The organism is Pseudoalteromonas sp. NSLLW218 (assembly GCF_015864775.1).
In the GTDB taxonomy this organism is placed as follows: domain Bacteria; phylum Pseudomonadota; class Gammaproteobacteria; order Enterobacterales; family Alteromonadaceae; genus Pseudoalteromonas.
On the sequence record NZ_JADYWO010000006.1, the window covers coordinates 91,887 to 107,541 of the forward strand.

Below are 15,655 nucleotides of genomic sequence, written 5' to 3' on the forward strand. Positions count from 1 at the left end.
TTTGATTTACCTAAAAAAGAGTCATAAACAAGCTGTTTTAATAGTAATAATTAACACTTACAAAATTAATTAAAAGTGAGCCAAATAGCGCCTTGCAGTGGTGTTAGCTTACAGGTAACATAGCCGCCTTTTTCATCATAGACGAGACATACATGAATTTTTCCTTAGGTCAGCGTTGGATCAGTGATACAGAGTCAGATTTAGGATTAGGCACCGTTGTTGCCATTGAAGGCCGTCAGGTCAGCATATTATTTCCTGCCAGTGGTGAGAGCCGTGTTTACTCTTGTGCAGAAGCACCTGTTACCCGTGTGGCATTTAATCCTGGCGATGTGATCAAAAGCGTTGAAGAATGGGAATTAGAAGTAGAGTCTATTGAAGTACAAGGCGAGTTACTGTGTTATCACGGCACCCGTGTTGATAACGGCGAAACTGCCAAGCTTAAAGAAACCTTTTTAGATCATTTTATTAAGTTTAATAAACCACAAGATCGTTTATTTGCAGGTCAAGTTGATCGTTTTGATCGCTATACACTTCGCTACCAAACGTGGTTGCATAAATTTGAACGTGAACAATCGCCTATTAAAGGCTTAATTGGTCAGCGTGCTAATCTTATTCCGCACCAGCTTTATATTGCCCAAGAAGTGGGTAAACGTTTTGCACCTCGCGTACTTTTATCAGACGAAGTAGGCCTTGGTAAAACAATTGAAGCGGGCATGATTTTACATCAACAAATTATTAGTGGCCGTGCGAGCCGCGTACTTATTGTTGTACCAGAAAATCTACAGCACCAATGGTTAGTAGAAATGCTACGCCGCTTTAATTTACATTTTTCTATTTTTGATGAAGAACGCTGCGACGAAGCGTTTGCAGATTCACCAAACGTGTTTGATACAGAGCAATTAGTACTTACCAGCCTTGAGTTTTTAACCAAGAAAAAACGCTGGTTTGAACAAGCAACGCTTGCTGATTGGGATTTACTAGTAATCGATGAAGCTCATCACCTAAGTATAAATAACGGCAAGCCAAGCTCAGAGTACCAACGTATGGCAGAGCTTAGCCAAGATATTCCGGGCCTTATTTTACTTACAGCAACACCTGATCAACTTGGTCACAGCAGTCACTTTGCACGTTTACAGTTACTCGACCCGGATCGTTTTTACGATTACGACGTGTTTAAAGAAGAAGAAGCAAATTATAAAGACGTTGCTGAAGCTGCAAATCAATTACTGCAAGAGCAAGGGCTAGACGACACAGCCAAAGCCACGCTAATTGAGCTATTAAAAGAAACCGATATTACTGATATTCTTGAAAAAGCACAGCAAGGTGATTTACCAGCACGTAAAGAAATACTTAACATGCTGCTCGATCGCCACGGCACGGGTCGCATATTATTCAGAAACAGCCGCAGCGGTATTGATGGCTACCCAAGTCGTAAATTACACGCCTATCCAATGGCACTGCCAAAGCAGTATAAAACGGCTATGTCGGTTCTCGGTAATATGGGCGGCATTCAAAACCCTGAACTAAGTGCACACCGTGCTCTTTTCCCTGAAAAAATATTTCAAGAGTTTGAAGGCGAAAGCGCAAGCTGGGGTCTATTCGATCCACGTGTAGATTGGTTAATCGACACTCTTAAAACGCTTAAGCGCGAAAAAGTACTACTTATATGTGCTAAAGCTGAAACAGCTATCAGCCTTGAGCAAATACTGCGTGAACGCGAAGCAATTAAAGCATCGGTATTCCACGAAGGCATGTCTATTATTGAGCGTGACCGCGCTGCTGCATTTTTTGCAGATGAGTACGACAACGCACAAATATTACTGTGTTCAGAAATTGGCTCAGAAGGTCGTAATTTCCAGTTCTCGCATCACTTAGTGTTGTTTGATTTACCACTAAACCCAGACTTACTAGAGCAGCGTATTGGTCGATTAGACCGTATAGGTCAAACGCAAGATGTGAACATTCACGTGCCATATTTTGAAAACACCGCTCAAGAAGTATTACTACGATGGTATAACGAAGGCCTAGACGCATTCGAATCTACATCAACAACGGGGCAAATGCTTTATAAAGAGTTTCGCGATGACTTACTTGAATATATTTCTGCGCATAACTGCGATGAAGACGAACTCGATCCATTACTTGAACAAGTAGCACAACAAAATGCGGTACTGCGTAAAAAAATGGAAAGCGGACGAGATCGTTTACTCGAACTACATTCATCGGGTCAAGGTGCTGCCGACTCGCTTGTAGCTGATATTGAAAAACTCGATAACCAGTTTGAGTTACCAAGCTACATGATCAACGTGTTTGATACATTCGGCGTAAGCCAAGAAGATAAAGGCGAAAACACCATTATCTTAAAGCCAACTGAGCACATGTTAAGTGCCTCATTCCCATCGCTTAAAGACGATGGCATGACGGTTACCTTTGATCGTGACACGGCTCTTTCGCAAGAAGACGTGCACTTTGTTAGTTGGGATCACCCAATGGTGCAAGGTACCATGGATATGATTTGTGACGACGACTTTGGTAGCGCATCGGTAGCATTGCTTAAAAACAAAAAGTTACCACCAGGCACCTTTTTTGTTGAGCTTATTTTTGTTGCAGAAGCAATGGCACCAAAAGTATTACAGGTTGGTCGCTTTTTACCGCCTACACCAATTCGTATATTGCTTGATAAAGCAGGTAATAACTTAGGTGAGAATGTGGCTTTTGAAGGTTTTAACCAGCAGTTATCTGCAGTTGGCCGTCAAACAGCAAGTAAACTTGCAGGTGCACTACAAAGCGCTGTCCACCCGATGATCACTACCGCTAAAGATATGGCACAAGAAAAACTTGAAGTTATTCGTGCAGCGTCGCTTGTTAAAATGCAAACGTCACTCAGTGAAGAGCAAGAGCGACTGGTTGCCCTTAAGCAAATTAACCCGAATATTCGCCAAGAAGAAATAACATTTTACGATAAGCAACGCAACGACCTAACTACGTACATTGAAAAAACGCAGTTACAACTTGATGCCATTCGACTAATCGTGGTTTCACACTAAATATTTAGTTTTTAGCCTTTTAAGCCAACTCCAAAGTAAATGTGGAGTTGGCTATTAAAAGCTTAATTAACTAAATAGCTGTATGTTTTTTAAACTTCATTTTAAAAACCACGTGTTCTTATTTACATGTTAGCTAATTCCACCTCTTTAGCCTCATACTAAGTCCTTTGTTGGACTGTCGATTTTGCTAAGCACAGCCTTATCCAAAAACTTAAGCTTCGCTCTATACAGCTATTGTGAGAGAGAGCTGATAGGTTTATTTTCCCTTGCATAAAGTTGTTTTTTTGTTAACCTACTCGCCTTCCATTTTAGTCTTTTTGAGGTGTTTATGGCGTTTCTATCTCGTTCGATATTGGCGTTGTCCATAGCGCTCTCAAGCAGTAATGTCTTTGCACAAGCCCAATGCGATGTTGAATTACGTCATGGTTTAATTATTACTGACGATGCGATTCGCATATTAGATAAAGGCCAGACTCGTGTACAAATTAATAACAATAACCAACTGTTTATTCGCGGTTATTGGGTTGATTTAAGCGATGACGAAAGCAAAGTACTCGAACAGTTTAGTAATGGTATTCGCCACACAGTCCCCGAATTAGTAAATCTTGCTACAGATGGTGTTAACTTAGGTTTAAGCGCTATTGAACACGTAGTTGAAGGTATGTCTGACAAAGAACCTGAAGTACTTAAAACACAACTGCAGTATGTAGAGCGTGCGCTAATGGATAAGTTTAAGCGCGGCGATGACTTCTTTTTTATAGCCCCTCAATCACTTTCGCAAATAGATGATTTTTTTACTAAAGAGATCAGCCAGCAAATTCACTCTGCAGTGCATGGATCGTTAGGTGCTATTTTGGTATCACTCGGAGATGCGTTTAAATCGCGTGAAGGCAATATAGAAGATCGTATTAACGACATGGGACAACGTATGGATATTATCTCAAGAGAAATTGATAAGTCGCTACAAAAAAAGGCGCATCAATTAGAGCTTAAAGCTTCTGAATATTGCGAATGTCTAAATGCACTCGATGTAACCGAATCTCGCTTACAAGCAATAGTACCTGGTATGGCCGATTATGATTTAGTGCAAATAAAGTCTTAAAGTACTCATCCACTTTTAGAATCAAATAACCCCGAGTATAAATATACTCGGGGTTTTGCTTTTTAACTTACTAATATTGAGTGCTAAAACTAAGCGCTTCAATTTTTATTCTAAATTGGTGAGCCCGGAGGGATTGGAAGTACTTTAAAGTTATTTGGCCATTGCCCTTTAATTAAAAACTGATTTACTTGCTCTGCTAAATATTGCTTAAATGCACTCTCGCCAATACTTGTATGGCTCAACATTGAGTTTTGGTTAAAGTCTTCACTCAACTTAACTAAGTAGTAACGCAACTGCGCCTGCACTTCAGGGCTTACACTATCGCTTGCTACTAAATCAGCCATAGTTTTTGCTGCTAAAAATTGCACGCGCTGAGTAATTTTACCTGTCATTGTATTAGGCGACGACACGTTAAACACTTGGTTATATAGCGCCTCAAGTAGTTCATCTAGACTATAAAAGTCATTACTGCGTGCTTGCTGCTGCGCTAGGCGATTTAAACGCTGTGCATTTAATAAAAGCGATAAACTATGCTGCACTGCAACTTCGGGTAATGCCATTGCATCGAGCGTTAACCCTGTGCGCCCAACTATGCTCTCGCGCGATTTAGACTCGCCATAGGCTTTTGGCGGAATTAGCGATAATACAGATTCAGGAAGTAATAAGTTATTTGGCTTAAGCGTTGCAAAAATAGCACTTACCGCTTCTTGCTGCATTTTTTTATTAACGACTTGTGCGCCTTTTACGGGTGAGTCACCACGTGTTTCGTATTCGTAATCAACACCGGCTATAAGCTTAACTGCCGCCTCAACCTGAAAACGGTGGAACAGATAAAGTGGAACTAGTTTTTCCTCTAATTGCGATAGTGAATCGCCCGTTTTAATATTATTAATACCAAACTGCGAAAGCGCTTTTTTACGTACGTCGAGTACGCGTAAAAGCTCCTGAGAGGGATTAGTGCCGTTATCCCATAAATGAGCTGTTGGATGCGCGCCACCTTTAGCACGAGCGTCGCTATCTGATATAAACTCAAGGCCTTTGGCTTTGTTCTCCTTTAAAATAGCGGCGAGTTCTGCGCTTTCATCTTGGTTAGTAAAATCGCTATAGCCATATTTAATTACTTGGGTATCCCACACGCCCATGCCTGTTGCATAGCCGCGCGTTACATCAAGCTTACCTTGTTCATTAAAACTGAGTAGCGGATGTGGGTAATCCATTACTGAGGCTCTATCCCCTACCGACGCAGCAAAGTTATGAGAAATACCTAACGTGTGGCCAATTTCATGCGCGCTTAATTGGCGAATACGATCAAGCGCCATTGCTTGCAAGTTTTTAGCAACTTCATTACCTTTTAAATAAGGTGCAGCGAGTGCTTCAGCTATTAAAATATCTTGGCGAACACGCAATGAGCCAAGTGTTACATGCCCTTTAAGTATTTCACCTGTGCGAGGGTCAATTACAGAGCTTCCGTATGACCAACCACGCGTTGCACGATGTACCCATTGAATTACGTTGTAACGAATATCCATAGGATCGGCACTACTTGGCAGCACTTTTACTACAAATGCGTTTTTGTACCCTGCAGCAGTAAATGCGTCGTTCCACCACTTCCCACCTTCAAGTAAAGCGCTTTTAACTGGCTCCGGCACGCCGGGATCTAAATAATAAACAATAGGTTCAACTGGCTCACTAATTGGTAAGCTTGAGTCCTTTTTCACTAAACGATGGCGCGGTATATAGCGCACAAACATAGACTCGCCAAGCGGGGCTGCGTAGTCTTTATGCTCAATACTCCAAAAGCCAGATTGCGGGTTAAACTTGCGCGGCGTGTAGTTATCATCTGGTAATTGAATAAGCGAATGATGCATATGCACAGTAAGTGCGTATGGGTCGGCACTTACTTGGCGAACAAACTCACCTGGTTTTGTGCCTTTAAATGTAAGCACGGCTTCAAGCTCGGTGTTTTTTACAAATGCTTTTGAGCGATTCATATAAACGGCGCTACGTGATTCATCAAGGCTAAAGCTACCTTGCTTACGTGCAGCAAGCGTCCGGCTTACGCCATGTACATCACTTAATAAATAAGGAGTGTAATCAATAAGTGCTGTGGTTTTATCTTCTGCGACCACTTTAAAACCTGCAAGTATACTTGATGCAAACGCTTCTTTAATGCTTTGCTGCTCAGCCTTATTACTTGTATTAGCACGATAGTAAGTATTTACAGCACGTAGCATTACTTTTTCACCAAAACGCTCAAACTGCACAAGGTGAGTATTACCCAGCTGACCTCTATCAAGGCCTATGTCGTTAGAGCCAATACCGTAAGGTAAACTTTGTTGCAGTAAAAATTGCTGTTCAAACTTATCTACTTTTAAATAAACTTTGCCGTTTTGGGTATCGTAAAAAAACGAATAGTAGCCCGGAAAATGATTCATTTGCGTAGTAAATTCATCAATTGACTTAATTGCTGCGTGCGCTTGAGTTATGATAGTGCACAGCACAGTAAAGAATATGTAACTTATTAGTGGTATTTTTTTCATAATCTTATCTTTGTTATTTGTGTTTTAAGTACGATTAGGTGACACCATTATAGGGTGCTATTTAAACAATACAGTTATTTAAGACGAATTTCAGCGCACTAAGCTAATCTCTCTCACATTATGATTGGCTTTAACACGTTACCAGGAAAATAAAATGCGTAGACTCCCTCCAGTATTACTAGAAGACGGTTGCCCAAGAGAACTTTTATCATTAATTCGAACAATTTTAGCGGCATGTAAAGAAATTTCGTTTCGCGTTGGCCAAGGCGCGCTTTCTGGCGTATTAGGCTCAACCCTTGATGAAAACATTCAAGGTGAAACTCAAAAAAAGCTCGATGTATTATCTAATCAGCTGTTAAAAGATATTTTACTGGAATCTGGAACGGTTAAAGCAATCGCCTCTGAAGAAGAAGACTACACAGTAGCCGGTAATCCAGACGCTAAATTTATAGTGGCATTTGACCCACTTGATGGCTCATCAAATACTGATATTAACTCACTTGTGGGTACTATCTTCTCGATTATGGAAGCACCTGAAGGCTCTGACGCTGCTGATGAAAGCATTTTTATGCAGCCAGGCCACAAGCAAGTTGCAGCAGGTTACGTACTTTACGGCCCGTCAACAATGCTTGCGCTGACTACAGGTAAAGGCACCCGTATGTTTACCCTTGATAAAACACAAGGCAGCTTTTTACTTACACAAGACTTTGCCGAAATTCCTACTGACACAAACGAATTTGCAATTAATACGTCTAACCAACGTCATTGGCAACCAGCTATGCAAGACTACATCAATGATTTGCTAGCAGGCGATACGGGCCCGCGCGCTAAAAACTTTAATATGCGCTGGATTGCAGCAATGGTTGGCGATGTGCATCGCGTACTTAGCCGTGGTGGTTTATTTACTTATCCTACCGACACCAAAGATCCTAAAAAGCCAAATAAATTACGCCTACTTTACGAAGCAAACCCAATGGCCATGCTAGTAGAACAAGCTGGCGGTATCGCTTCAACCGGTACCGAGCGCATTATGGATATTCAGCCTGATGCAATCCACCAGCGAGTAGCCGTTATTTTAGGTTCTAAAAACGAAGTAGAAACGTGCTTGGGATATCATAAATAATCGCTTAAAACGATTGTTCTCAATTTAAAAACCGCATTCAATTGAAGTGCGGTTTTTTTGTAGGTGAGGTTTTACACCTCGCTTTTTAAACAAATCAAATTTTTACTAACGCAACTATTTGGGCAAGCTTTTGATGATTAAGCTCTCCCATTTGCTCACTATTACTGAGTGCATAAATAAAACCTTCGTGCTCAGCACAGTCAATATCATCTCGCGATTCAATTACGTTTGCCCAAAGCTCTAAATCATCTAAGTCTATTTCGTTACTTAAACAGCGCTTAAGTACATCAATTAAAACCTCAGCTGAGAGAGTATAATGAGTTTTATTGCTACCAGCGGGGCTTGAAATGATAACCGATATAGCTTCGTCCCTTTGCTCACCAAACGTAATAAATTCAGCTAATGCTTTTTGTGTATTCATAATATTTGTTATTCTTGGCTCACTGTTACTAAAAAGAATTATAATGACTCAACTTAACTGCACTCAATGCGACAAGACTCTAACGTGTAATGTAGACGATATATCAGCGTGTTGGTGCAACGAACTGCCTGCTATTTTACCGCTAGATACCACAGCAACAAGTTGTTTATGCCGCAAGTGCACGCTGAATAAAATAAATACTTTTTTAGAGGGTGTTTATACACAACCTATTAAAACCCAAATAGACTTTGCAAAACAATTTAGAGGTAACGACAATTTAATCGAAGGGCTCGACTACACCATGCAAAATGGTTACATGGTGTTTAGTAAGTGGTTTTTTTTAAAGCGTGGTTCGTGCTGCAAAAATGGTTGTAAAAATTGCCCTTATGGTTTTAGAAAGTAAAAACTATTTAATACAAATACGAGCAAACATTGGTTTTTACCTTCTCATTTTCTTCTCTTTCACTTCCCCTTGTGAATAATATTTTTAAGTACTGTTATTCACAAAGAGGTTTAGAGGCGCTGCGCTTTTAGAGTAAGTGATTGTATAAAAATACTATTCAAATACGAGTAAGCACTGGTTTTTATCTTCTCATTTTCTTCTCTTTCACTTCTCCTTGTGAGTAATATTTTTTAAATGCAATTATTCACAAAGAGGTTTAGAGGCGCTGTGCTTTTAACGTGAGCAAGCTTTACATATCCAACACGTCTACTTTTCTCCCGTGGCGATGGGCAATGAATCACTCGCGCCCCACTCACTCCAGGAGCCATCATAAACGCTTAAATTACTGTAACCACATTCAGTAGCAAATAACGCTAAAACACAGGCTGTGATACCTGAGCCACAGCTAAATTGTAACTGCTGCGCATCATCGACCACATCACTAAACATCGCTTTAATTTCAGTAAGTGGTTTGGCTTCACCTTTATTAAGTAAATCCATAAAAGGCAACGAGCGACTATTTGGAATATGCCCGCTGCGCATACCTTTTCGGGGTTCACTTTCTTCGCCTGTAAAACGTTTATAAGCACGTGCATCTAGCAATACAGTGTTAGGCTCATCGATTACGTCAACCACTTGTTGGCTATTAATAAAATACTCAGAATTATAGTTTGCTGTAAAATCACCTTTACCTAATACTTCGCTATAACCTTGTTGTATGGCGTAACCGCACTCTAACCACTTTTTAAGGCCACCGCTGAGTACTTTAACATTGTGATGTCCCATAGCTTTAAACATCCACCACGCTCTTGCAGCGCTAAATAAACCGCCATCTTCGTATACAACTATAAACGAGTCGTTATTTACACCTACATTTTGCATCACGTGGGCAAACTGCTGCTCACTGCATATCGTACTCGGTAAGGGATTTGATCTATCGGCCAATTCGTTTTTTATGTCAAAACGTTTAGCGTTAGGCAGCATTGCTTGCGGCGAATAAGTACCCAAAACACCTGGGCGCAGCATACCTGCATCAAATATCACTAATGCAGGATTATTAAGTTGCTCGTGTAATTGCTGACAGCTAATTAGGTTTTTCATTAATTATTTAGCACTACATATTTTGTCTAATACGTTTCTTAATTTTGTACTAGATGTATGTGAGGTATAAGAGAAATAACATATTTCAACATTAAACTTTTTAAAGTCAGCTTCTATTTGGTTCCACTTATCGGTGCCCTTCCAATCATCACCCACGAACATTTTATCAAACTTTAAGTTGTTCCAGGCTTCTTCTTTGTCATAGTTAACCTGGGGAACAACTTCATCAACAAATTTTATTGCTTCAACTATTTCCATACGCTCCTGAAAAGGAATCACTGGCTCTTTATTTTTAGCTGACTTGCTTAACTCATCGGTAGTAATACCCACAATTAAGTAATCACACTCTAATTTGGCTCTTTTCAGAATATTTAAATGACCTATGTGGAATAAGTCAAAAACACCCGTTGTATATCCAATTTTTTTCATTTCTAAAGCCCAATTATAATTTAGAGTTTATAAATCCTTTTAGTAGTTCGATTACATCCAAATACTTTTGTAATAGTTACTTATTTTTTATTAAATATTGAACAATTCTATTACTTGCTTTACCGTCCATTTTACCCGCTAACTTTTCTGATAAAGACAATCTAATATTAGCTAAGCTTTCTGGTTCAGCCAGTTGTTGTTCAACTAACTTTTTAAGGTTTTTATATTTTTTGGCGTGTATAGCAACATTCGCATACTCACCATAATCTTGATCCATTCGCTTTTTAAAACGATATGAAAATATTCCTTTGTATCCCCACCGCAACTTCAAAAAATCGCACCAAATGACCGGCTTGTTTAACAGAGCAAATTCAAATAAAGCTGATGATGCATCACTAATCAATAAATCTGCTTTATCTAAAAAAGGCACTAACGAATAATCTTCTACTTTTGCTAAATATACATTGGGATACGTTGACCAATGATCTAGCAATTTCACGTGTTTTTTATAACGCTCTTTACTAATAGAAAAGTAATGAGGTTTTATTAAGATGTTGTAATCACCAAAATGTTCCGGCCAATTTTCAGGAAATAACTCTAAGCTGCTTGGATAAAATGTAGGAGCGTATAAAATAGTTTGTTTTTTATTATCAAAGTTAGTTAATTCTAACGTACCATCAATTTTTTCCTTATTAAAAATAGGGTCTAATTTGCAAAAGCCTACATCAACAAATTCATCATTTGGATACATTGATTTTAAACGGTTTAGTCTGTACTGACCTTCAACAAATCTAACTGTCATTGCTTGACTAGACTTAGTATAGTAACTTGATTTAGGGCCTATTCCATGTCCGAGCTGAGCGCTTTTAGATACTTTATGTAAGCGGTCTAGGTAACAAAAAGAGTTAGCAAAAAAAACCCAATCAGCTTTTTCATTTTCGTAATAAGCAATTGATTGTTGTTGTTCGTTAACCCAGATGTGCTCTAAGTCATAGTCATCTATAACACGCTGGATTAAATGTTCATGGCTATTTTTATAAAATACAAATTTACTTTTGATGCCATTTTTACATAATTCTTTATATACAGGGATATACTGAGGGAGATAGTAAAGACTTTGCGTATCAAAAATTATATTCATATAGGATCACTATTATTTTTTCTTTATATTCTACCTTGAAAGGAGCATAACAAAAACAAAGTGATTACATTTTTATAATTTCACCACGAAGTGGTGCCATTCTAGAGAGAATATCGTTTTGCAAACTATGGCTAATGTTCTGCTCATTCATTGCATTTATAAGTAAATCAACCACATGATTAAAGTCTTTCTCTGTAATATGCATACCTGTATGGATTGCTACCATAGAGTCGCCATCGTATGTACATGGGCCTTCTACTAACATACACATATGAGTAATAAACCCTTGGCGAAAGTACGCTATATTGCTGTGTTCAAAGTAATGAATTATCTGCTCGTCATTACCTATTTGATAGATAAAGCTATCAACAATTCTGCCTATCCCCGCTTTACCATCGAGCTTTTGATAAAGCGATAATTGTGTTGAGCTAGCACAACTACAAAGCAATCCTACGCATACTATAAAAATACCAACGCTTTTCATTACCAATACCCTGTTACCGATAAATACCAACCTGTTTGATCGCCAGCTCCTGCAATGCTTCCTAAATCAAGGTAAGCCGCTGTCACACTTACGTGCTTATTAGGCATCCATGCTACAAATAAGTCTTTCCAATCTTGTTCGCCTAAGTTTAAGTTATTTGATTTTTGACGATACTCAACACCTACGGCTACTTCACGACTAAAAAATATAGCTGTACTGCCTTCAAATAGCACTTTACCGCTATCATTCTCCCCACCGTAGCCAAGTAAACCAAGTTGATTAGCTTCGCTGTATCGTGTGGTTACGTTCCAAAACCAGTTATAACCAGCAATAGCCCCCAAATGTAACTTACTAGCAGCGAGGTAGTAGTCAGTGCCGCTAGTATCTTCTGCGCCTACAAGTGTTGCAATACTGCCATCATCCAGTGATTTATGCTGAATACCTAAGCTAAGTTGTGGCCAATCACTGTAAACAATATCGCCATATAAACGTATTTTAGCACCTGTAATTGATTGCTCTATTTCAGCATCAAGTGCTGGTACATCAAAGCGCTGTTGGGCATAACTGAGCTCAACGCGATTAAATAAATTAAGTTGTGCACCACATACGTCAAGTGTGTAGTCGGTTACATCTGCGCGGCTACAAAAGCCATTTACCGAAAATTCATCATCACTTGCGTACCCAGCAAGTTGTGCCCACGGTACAATACCGCCGCCGCCACTGCCTTCAATTTGAGAAACTCCCGGCGTAGCTAGCAGTTTTCCATTGCTTGCAATGCTCGGTACACTAATTATTAAAAACAAACTTGCTAATAAGTATTTAATTTTTTTCATAGTATTCCTCCAGCCATTCTTCTAATAGTTCTGCTTTTAAAGGCCTACTTAAGTAATAGCCTTGTGCATGGTCACACTGCATACCTCTAAGTAAATTTAATGAGCCAAGTGTTTCAACCCCTTCAGCTACAACCGAGAAACCTAGCTGATGCCCCAACGTAATTGATGATTGCACTATAAATTGATCTTTTTGCGATTCATCAAGTTTTAGGATAAAGCACTTATCTAGCTTAAGCTCATCAATCGGTAACATTTTTAATCGACCAAGTGATGTTTGCCCTACACCATAATCATCTAATGATATTTTAACGCCAATTGCCTTTAGGTTTTCGAGCGCTTTAATACCTTTTTCTTCGTTTTCGATCATATCGCGCTCAGTAAGCTCAATAGTAATCAGCTTAGGATCTACTTTGTGCTTTTTAAGCGTACGAACTAATGCAGCATGAAAGCCCGGAAATGCTATATCTTGTGCAGATACATTTATTGCAGCCTGTAAGTTTATATTTTTAGACTGCCAATCCGCTACTTGTGCTACAACCGTATTAACAACCCACCCTGTAAGCTCAACAATAAGGCCCGACTGCTCAGCTAAGTCAATAAACAGTTCAGGATTAACCCAACTACCATCTTTTCGCTGCCAGCGAATAAGCGACTCAACTTTATCTATTTTTTGCGTTTTTATATGTAATTTAGGCTGGTAGGTCATAAATAGCTGACCATCATCATCACTAATTGCCTGCTTTAATTCATCAAGCATTATTAAGCGCTCTAAGTGCGCCTCGTCTTCACCATTTTGATAATAATGTATGCTCTCTTGTGTGTTTGCAGCACTTTCAACAGCAATTAGCACGCGGCGCATTAAGTCATCACTTGCAATTCCTTGCGTAGGATACTGCACAATGCCCGCACTAAAGCGTAAGTTAATTTTTAGTTTTTGAATGGTGTAGCACGCTTGTAATTGTGCCATTAAGCCAACAATACCGCTTTTGTGTTCGCGCGCTGCCGCAGTCGGAAACACAGTTAAAAACTCATCCCCGCCAATACGAGCATGAAAGCCCCCTAACTCATCCGAAAACTCACTTATTCTGCAAGCAACCGCCTTTAGGCAGTCATCACCAATACGCGGACCGAGCTTATCGTTTATATGGCGAAGACCCTTTATGTCTATTGCAACGAGCGTGTACTCGGCTGATGAATCTAACTCATCATCAAGCACCTCAAGCATGGCTGAGCGGTTATAAAAGCCTGTTAAGGAATCGTGTCTGGCTTGAAAACTAATTTGCTGTTCACGCTGATTAATATCATTACCCATGCTATCAAACGCGGCAACTAAGGTGGCTATTTCTGTACTTTGCTTTTGCCCTTTAAATTCAAAAGTATAATTACCTTGGGCAAATTGCCTTGCAATAACAGCGAGCTGGGTTAGCGGTGTCGTTAAGTTATTAGCAAATAAACTGCTAGTAATAACACCTACAAACATAGTTAAAATAGCTAATATAATGAGTGTAAAAAGAAGTTTTTCGAAGTCGCTATAGCTTTGGGTTAAATCGGCACTTAGTAAAATAATAATGGGGTGAGTTAGCAGGGATGGTAAATTTATATCGCGATTACGATACACTAAGTACTCCCCCAAAAAGCGTGATGTAGTCACTGTATTAAAGTAATTAACGGGTTCAAATGGCTCTGGGCGATTAGCTAATGAGCTAATAACAATATCATCAGCACTGCCTATAAAGCTTACATCCATGCCTGTTAAGCTTTTTAGTTCATGGGCTACATTGTCGTCAATTTTAAAGCCCACCAAACTATAGGCCACTGTACGTGGCGCTCTTACAGGTAATAAAATAATTTGGTAAAGCTCGTTATTTAGCACCACAAAACTAGACTCTTCTGGCGCACTTAAAAGCTCTTCCATTAACGGCTTTAAGTTATGTGCAAAAGCGTCTTCGTCAGTATTGGCGGAAATTAGCCTACCCGATAAATCAAGTAGCAGCATTAATTCGGCATCAATACGCTGACTATGATTAAACAACACACTGCTTATTGTCCCGGCATCTCGCGTTGCTACAGCTTGCTTAAAACCAAAGTCGGAGGTGAGTACTTTTGCTGCGGTTAGTAGTAGGCTTTCTTTTGATTTTAAATATTGCTTATAAACATTTTGCGCTACGGTAATGTCTTGATTTACTTTTTCTTCTTGAAACTTACTCGTAGACCACCAAAAACTAAACAAGCTGACCATAGTGGTTAATAACACTAAGCCAACACATAAAATGGTTATGCGATTTCGTAAACTATTAGTCATTACCAGCCTTAAACTTACTACCAAAGGTATTTCTAGGTGCTGGGGTCGATGTGTTTACTGTTATCTGTAACTGTTTTTGAGAATTAATTGTTATCATTTTTTTATTCTCCAATGGCGCTGTTTGTAAAGGGTGCCACACACTCACTTGTGCAGGCAGCGTATTAATAGGCAAACTAACATAGCCTTTTTTATCTGTTTTATATACGGATTCACTACTCGCTACATAGATATAGCCAACCATAGAGTCATGAATATTACACCCTAAAACAACAACCCCTTGTTGCTCAAACGTAATGGGCTCTTTTGGTTGCCCTGAATATAATCTTAGTTGAAAAGGCTTCGCTTGTGAAAAAGAATAAACATGATGGCGAATATTATCGCTGTTAGGAAAGTTAACTTTTTGACCCTGTTGTACAACTAATAATTCGGGTAAAAACTGCTTATGGACTTGATCCATTATGGCAGTGGGCAAATTTGATGGTGTGGCTTGCTTATCAGCAACATTAAGCTCAACCACTGCACCTGATAACTTTTGGCCGTGTTGATCTTCTATTACTAATTCAATATTTGCACTTAAAGCAAACTGACTAAAAAACAAACCTATAGCTAAAAAACAATGTCTTTTAGCAAACTTTTGCAATGCCCGCTCAAACATAACAACACCTAAATATTAATGTTAGGTTAAGTTAA

General features: G+C 39.3%; 13 protein-coding genes. 4 read left to right on the forward strand and 9 right to left on the reverse strand.

What is annotated here, in order from left to right:
• Nucleotides 1–152: 152 nt before the first annotated feature.
• Both rapA and I6E80_RS10575 read left to right on the forward strand, forming a co-directional pair.
• Entirely contained in the window at nucleotides 153–3,047 is a 2,895-nt protein-coding gene (gene rapA / locus I6E80_RS10570; RefSeq protein WP_197185510.1) for an RNA polymerase-associated protein RapA, read from the forward strand.
• 328 nt (nucleotides 3,048–3,375) lie between these two features.
• Nucleotides 3,376–4,149 (forward strand): YggN family protein, encoded by a 774-nt coding sequence (locus tag I6E80_RS10575; protein WP_004335480.1) that lies wholly within the window; start codon nucleotides 3,376–3,378, stop codon nucleotides 4,147–4,149.
• 110 nt (nucleotides 4,150–4,259) lie between these two features.
• Here the strand turns inward: I6E80_RS10575 and I6E80_RS10580 are convergent, their stop codons facing one another.
• Complete coding sequence (locus tag I6E80_RS10580) at nucleotides 4,260–6,689, reverse strand: zinc-dependent metalloprotease (protein ID WP_170072430.1); 2,430 nt, start codon at nucleotides 6,687–6,689, stop codon at nucleotides 4,260–4,262.
• 154 nt (nucleotides 6,690–6,843) lie between these two features.
• On the opposite strand from I6E80_RS10580, the gene I6E80_RS10585 reads away from it, so the two are divergent.
• On the forward strand, nucleotides 6,844–7,812 hold the full coding sequence (locus tag I6E80_RS10585) for a class 1 fructose-bisphosphatase (protein ID WP_197185511.1): 969 nt from the start codon (nucleotides 6,844–6,846) through the stop codon (nucleotides 7,810–7,812).
• A gap of 94 nt (nucleotides 7,813–7,906) precedes the next feature.
• Here the strand turns inward: I6E80_RS10585 and I6E80_RS10590 are convergent, their stop codons facing one another.
• Nucleotides 7,907–8,233 (reverse strand): hypothetical protein, encoded by a 327-nt coding sequence (locus I6E80_RS10590; protein ID WP_197185512.1) that lies wholly within the window; start codon nucleotides 8,231–8,233, stop codon nucleotides 7,907–7,909.
• 43 nt (nucleotides 8,234–8,276) lie between these two features.
• Between I6E80_RS10590 and I6E80_RS10595 the strand changes: the two genes are divergently transcribed.
• Nucleotides 8,277–8,636 carry a DUF5522 domain-containing protein gene (locus tag I6E80_RS10595; protein ID WP_197185513.1) on the forward strand — a complete coding sequence of 120 codons (360 nt, stop codon included), beginning with the start codon at nucleotides 8,277–8,279 and terminating at the stop codon, nucleotides 8,634–8,636.
• Between the two features lie 306 nt (nucleotides 8,637–8,942).
• Here the strand turns inward: I6E80_RS10595 and I6E80_RS10600 are convergent, their stop codons facing one another.
• The 7 genes from I6E80_RS10600 to I6E80_RS10630 all read right to left on the reverse strand — a co-directional run bounded on the left by I6E80_RS10600 (nucleotide 8,943) and on the right by I6E80_RS10630 (nucleotide 15,620).
• Entirely contained in the window at nucleotides 8,943–9,776 is an 834-nt protein-coding gene (locus I6E80_RS10600) for a sulfurtransferase (protein ID WP_197185514.1), read from the reverse strand.
• 3 nt (nucleotides 9,777–9,779) lie between these two features.
• Nucleotides 9,780–10,205, reverse strand: a complete 426-nt coding sequence (locus I6E80_RS10605; protein ID WP_004335499.1) for an adenylyltransferase/cytidyltransferase family protein — start codon at nucleotides 10,203–10,205, stop codon at nucleotides 9,780–9,782.
• Between the two features lie 76 nt (nucleotides 10,206–10,281).
• Nucleotides 10,282–11,346, reverse strand: a complete 1,065-nt coding sequence (locus I6E80_RS10610) for a CDP-glycerol glycerophosphotransferase family protein (protein WP_024592822.1) — start codon at nucleotides 11,344–11,346, stop codon at nucleotides 10,282–10,284.
• A gap of 64 nt (nucleotides 11,347–11,410) precedes the next feature.
• A complete protein-coding gene (locus tag I6E80_RS10615; RefSeq protein ID WP_007581961.1) occupies nucleotides 11,411–11,830 on the reverse strand; it encodes a group 1 truncated hemoglobin in 420 nt (139 codons plus the stop codon).
• Nucleotides 11,830–12,663: a DUF3034 family protein gene (locus I6E80_RS10620; RefSeq protein WP_197185515.1), complete on the reverse strand. Its 834-nt coding sequence runs from the start codon at nucleotides 12,661–12,663 to the stop codon at nucleotides 11,830–11,832. Before I6E80_RS10620 ends, I6E80_RS10615 begins: the two co-directional genes overlap by 1 nt.
• Nucleotides 12,650–14,965, reverse strand: coding sequence for an EAL domain-containing protein (locus tag I6E80_RS10625; protein WP_197185516.1), 2,316 nt, complete (start codon nucleotides 14,963–14,965; stop codon nucleotides 12,650–12,652). The genes I6E80_RS10620 and I6E80_RS10625 overlap by 14 nt, the downstream gene beginning before the upstream one ends.
• Nucleotides 14,958–15,620, reverse strand: a complete 663-nt coding sequence (locus I6E80_RS10630) for a methylamine utilization protein (RefSeq protein WP_197185517.1) — start codon at nucleotides 15,618–15,620, stop codon at nucleotides 14,958–14,960. Before I6E80_RS10630 ends, I6E80_RS10625 begins: the two co-directional genes overlap by 8 nt.
• Between the last annotated feature and the right edge of the window lie 35 nt (nucleotides 15,621–15,655).

Coding starts and splice junctions, on each gene's coding strand:
- rapA (WP_197185510.1), top strand. CDS start 153: ATGAATTTTTCCTTAGGTCAGCGTTGGATCAGTGATACAGAGTCAGAT.
- I6E80_RS10575 (WP_004335480.1), top strand. CDS start 3,376: ATGGCGTTTCTATCTCGTTCGATATTGGCGTTGTCCATAGCGCTCTCA.
- I6E80_RS10580 (WP_170072430.1), bottom strand. CDS start 6,689: ATGAAAAAAATACCACTAATAAGTTACATATTCTTTACTGTGCTGTGC.
- I6E80_RS10585 (WP_197185511.1), top strand. CDS start 6,844: ATGCGTAGACTCCCTCCAGTATTACTAGAAGACGGTTGCCCAAGAGAA.
- I6E80_RS10590 (WP_197185512.1), bottom strand. CDS start 8,233: ATGAATACACAAAAAGCATTAGCTGAATTTATTACGTTTGGTGAGCAA.
- I6E80_RS10595 (WP_197185513.1), top strand. CDS start 8,277: ATGACTCAACTTAACTGCACTCAATGCGACAAGACTCTAACGTGTAAT.
- I6E80_RS10600 (WP_197185514.1), bottom strand. CDS start 9,776: ATGAAAAACCTAATTAGCTGTCAGCAATTACACGAGCAACTTAATAAT.
- I6E80_RS10605 (WP_004335499.1), bottom strand. CDS start 10,205: ATGAAAAAAATTGGATATACAACGGGTGTTTTTGACTTATTCCACATA.
- I6E80_RS10610 (WP_024592822.1), bottom strand. CDS start 11,346: ATGAATATAATTTTTGATACGCAAAGTCTTTACTATCTCCCTCAGTAT.
- I6E80_RS10615 (WP_007581961.1), bottom strand. CDS start 11,830: ATGAAAAGCGTTGGTATTTTTATAGTATGCGTAGGATTGCTTTGTAGT.
- I6E80_RS10620 (WP_197185515.1), bottom strand. CDS start 12,663: ATGAAAAAAATTAAATACTTATTAGCAAGTTTGTTTTTAATAATTAGT.
- I6E80_RS10625 (WP_197185516.1), bottom strand. CDS start 14,965: ATGACTAATAGTTTACGAAATCGCATAACCATTTTATGTGTTGGCTTA.
- I6E80_RS10630 (WP_197185517.1), bottom strand. CDS start 15,620: ATGTTTGAGCGGGCATTGCAAAAGTTTGCTAAAAGACATTGTTTTTTA.